This window comes from Streptomyces sp. NPDC057543, assembly GCF_042801895.1.
Lineage (GTDB): Bacteria > Actinomycetota > Actinomycetes > Streptomycetales > Streptomycetaceae > Streptomyces.
In genome coordinates this window covers 1-3,339 of the sequence record NZ_JBHVFF010000496.1, presented here as the reverse complement: position 1 = coordinate 3,339, position 3,339 = coordinate 1, and the positions used below count along the sequence as shown (strand labels likewise).

At 69.6% G+C, this 3,339-nt stretch carries 3 protein-coding genes and 1 pseudogene; 3 read left to right on the top strand and 1 reads right to left on the bottom strand.

Features of this window, described 5'->3' with window-relative positions:
• From ACFU8Q_RS40375 to ACFU8Q_RS40365, 3 genes and pseudogenes are all read left to right on the top strand, one after another.
• On the top strand, positions 1-662 hold a 662-nt coding region (locus tag ACFU8Q_RS40375; protein ID WP_384464872.1), incomplete at its 5' end, for a PP2C family protein-serine/threonine phosphatase.
• 671 nt (positions 663-1,333) lie between these two features.
• Positions 1,334-2,254 (top strand): NADP-dependent oxidoreductase, encoded by a 921-nt coding sequence (locus ACFU8Q_RS40370; protein WP_384464869.1) that lies wholly within the window; start codon positions 1,334-1,336, stop codon positions 2,252-2,254.
• A 105-nt stretch (positions 2,255-2,359) separates the two neighbouring features.
• Positions 2,360-2,542, top strand: a pseudogene (locus tag ACFU8Q_RS40365) (IS5/IS1182 family transposase); the annotation flags it as partial.
• A gap of 314 nt (positions 2,543-2,856) precedes the next feature.
• Here the strand turns inward: ACFU8Q_RS40365 and ACFU8Q_RS40360 are convergent.
• A complete protein-coding gene (locus ACFU8Q_RS40360) occupies positions 2,857-3,138 on the bottom strand; it encodes a hypothetical protein (RefSeq protein ID WP_384464874.1) in 282 nt (93 codons plus the stop codon).
• Positions 3,139-3,339 lie beyond the last annotated feature (201 nt).

The following is a 3,339-nucleotide window of genomic DNA, read 5'->3' as shown; positions in this document are numbered from 1 at the left end:
CGGCCCAGGCCCGCGTCGGCGGCGACTTCTACGAAGCACTGGCGACAGCCCACGGCGTCCGCGTGATCATCGGAGACGTGCGCGGCAAGGGCCTCTCCGCAGTTGGCACGGCTTCAGCGATCGTCGGCTGCTTCCGGGAAGCCGCGTACGACGAGCCGGACCTGGCACGGCTGGCACGCCGATTGGACGTGAGCATGGGCCGCTACACCGCGCTGCTGCCCGGCGACCGGATGGAGTACTTCGCCACGGCCCTGCTCGTCGAGATCCCCGACGACGGATCGGCCGTCGGAATCGTCAACTTGGGACACCCCCCTCCGTTGCTGTTCAGCGCGGGAGCGGTCCGCGAGGTCACCCCCACGGCTCCCTCACCGCCCATCAACATGGGTGCGCTGGTCGGGGAGGACTACCGCATCGACAGCGTCTCCTTCGCCGCAGAGGACCAGTTGCTGCTCTACACCGACGGCGTCATCGAGACCCGCGACCGCACCGGCGCGTTCTTCCCGCTGGTCCAGCACGCGGGACAGTGGGACGCGGACTCTCCGTCCCGGCTGCTCGAGCGGCTGCACAGGGACCTGGTCCACTACAGTCACGACCATCTGAGCGACGACATCGCGGCCATCGCCGTCCGTGCGGTGGCCTCCACGGCGTCGGACAGGGCGTGAAACGGGCCGGGCTGTCGTCCACGCTCGGCCCAGTCCCTCAACCGCCGCCAAGCGGTCACCCTGCTGCAGCCGATCCTCTCCGCAGGCACATCCCCCAGCCTGGGCACGCTGGCGAGCCCCTATGCGGGGCCGCCACCGCGCCAGGACCGCTTTCTCGATCGTCCGGACCTCAGCGGACCCGGTGGGCGGCGTGCTCCGGGCTTCTTTGTCGCCCACCGCTGCACGATGCGCTGTGACACCTCCAGCACTGCGGCCACCCTCCGGGTGGAATACCTGTGCGTCGCCAGCAGAAACCGCAGTCGGGCCTCGGTGCTCAAGGGAACGGGCCGGGTGCGCAACGCACGTTCCAGCCCCTGCTCGATCTGCCCCACGTCCGCCTCTCCAAGCGGCCGGCCGACAGGATCGGCATCCGGCGGCCCGTGACGTCGGTTCTCCCGCATTGCCCGCTCCTTACCGCCGGTTCCGGCATGCTCGGGACAGCATTGGGCGGTGTTTCTCGGATCATGATCTGGCTCCGAACCTGATCCGAGAAACACCGCCCAATGCGCTCGTGGCGACCGACGCTGCGTCAGCACGGCAGTGCACACTCGGGTGGAGTCCATTCTCCCGGAGGCGTCATGCCGCAGTCGGAGCCAGCTGATGCACGGATGCGGGCCTGCGGGGTCGCCGAAATGTCCGGTCCCCTCCAGCCGCTACGGCTGCCCAGGCCCCAGTCACCCGGACCGGGCGAGATTTTGCTCGACGTCCTGGCCGCCGGGGTCGGCCCCTGGGACCGGCTGCTTGCCTCCGGTAGATGGGACGTGGGCCTGCGCTTTCCCGCGGCCCTCGGGGTGGAGGGCGCAGGTCGTGTCGTCGCCATGGGGCCGGATGTCACGGCCCCTGCCGTGGGTGACCTGGTGCTTACCCACAGTGCTCCGCTGCCCGGGCACAGCGGCTTGTGGGCCGAGCAGGTGCTGCTGCGAGCCGCGGACGCGGCACCTCTGCCCGAAGGTCTGGACCCGGCGCGGGCAGCGGCCCTCCCCGTCAACGGCCTGACCGCCTGTCAGGCTCTGGACTGGCTGAACCTGTCCAGCGGCATGCACCTGCTGGTGACGAACGGAGCGGGAGTGACCGGGGCCCTCGTCCTGCAACTCGCGGTCGCGGCCGGAGTCCATGTGACGGCGACGGCGTCCCCCCGCTCCTTTGACCGGCTGCGCCGCCTGGGCGCGACAGGCGTCATCGACTACCGCCGCTCCGCCTGGCCGCGCGAGGTCGGGCGCGTCTTCGACGCGGCGCTCGCCGCAGCCCCCGGAACGGCCGCCACCGCCGGGGAACTTGTCCGCCCGGGTGGCCGGCTGTGCTCCATCACCTCGGACGCCCCGGCCGCAAGCGCTGAACTCGCTTCGGCCGATCTCTACGTCCGTCCGGACGCAGAGGCTCTCGCTGTCCTCGCCGGCCAGCTCCGCGACGGCGTACTCGACCTGCCCACGGAGGTACTTCCCCTTGATGAGGGCCCCGGTGCCTTCGACCGGTCATCGAGGGGCCTCACCGGCGGAACCAAGCTCGTGCTCCGCGTCTCCGAACCGGCTTCCTCGGACCCCATGCCAGCGTAGAAGCCCAGTGACTCAGCTGCTGGGACTTCGAACGGGTACTGACGGCGTCAACAGCTCGATGGACAACGCGCCTGTCGGTCCTTACCTCGGTGGGATGATCAACGCGTGGCTGGTGTGATCACGGCGTCGGAGCCTTCCTGGATAGGCCCATTCACCGGGCTGAGCTCTCGCTGCTTTGGCAAGTCGGTGGCCGCACTGCGCCGTGAGGGCGCCGACGAAGTACGCCGGGGCCGGCCGTGGAGCCTGCCCTTCGAGGACCGGGTGCTGCTCGTCGCGGTGTATTGGCGCCGACTCGCCCGGGACTACGAGACGTTGCCGGCCGACAGCGAGGCATTGATCCGGTGGTCGATGGTCACGCGGTGGGCCGGCGTCCGGCACGGCCACGGGCCGCCGGCCGACGCTGAACGCCCCCGACGTCTCCTGCAGGAGCCACCCGTGCTCCGCCAGACGCCGGGCCTTCGAGCGCACCCCCTCGACCTTCGCAGACGTTGCCTCCAAGCCCAGCTGAACCGTGATCTCCCTGGCCTTCAGCGGCCCTTGGCCCGCGGGTTGCCGCTCTTCGAGCACGCCCAGAATCCGCTGGTAGTCCAGCGCCAGCACTGTCACCGGCAGTCCTTCGCGCCAAGGTGGCACGATCGAATCGAGCCCGGCACCGGCGCGGGCGAGGACACGGTTTCCGTCTTCGCCTCGGTCACGGCGGTGGTCTCGGCAGCCGAGGCCGCCAGGGCCTCGACCAGCTCCTCCCACGCGATCGCCCGCCGGTCGAGCTCGATCTCCGCAGCTTCCAACACCCCTGTCAGCCGCGCGACTTCCTCCCGCTGCCCTTCCACAGGCACCCGGGCCGCTGTCTCCCGCTCCTCCAGCATTCCCAGCGCTGACGCCATCGCGCACCCCTCGATCACGGAGCCGAAACAAGACGCCGCATGCCTCCCTCATTCCGAGCTAGACCATGTCTGACCAGCAGAAATCAAGCGATCACGTTCGGTTGAGATACGGCTTCTCAGCTTGACGTTTAACGTCGGTGAGCTTGATGTTCCTTGATCGACTCGGCGCGTTTGACCGTCTTGCCGACGTCGTGGTGCCTG

What these genes read in the sequence shown, in the direction of transcription:
- ACFU8Q_RS40370 (WP_384464869.1), top strand. Translation starts at nt 1,334, where the DNA reads ATGTCCGGTCCCCTCCAGCCGCTACGGCTGCCCAGGCCCCAGTCACCC.
- ACFU8Q_RS40360 (WP_384464874.1), bottom strand. Translation starts at nt 3,138, where the DNA reads ATGGCGTCAGCGCTGGGAATGCTGGAGGAGCGGGAGACAGCGGCCCGG.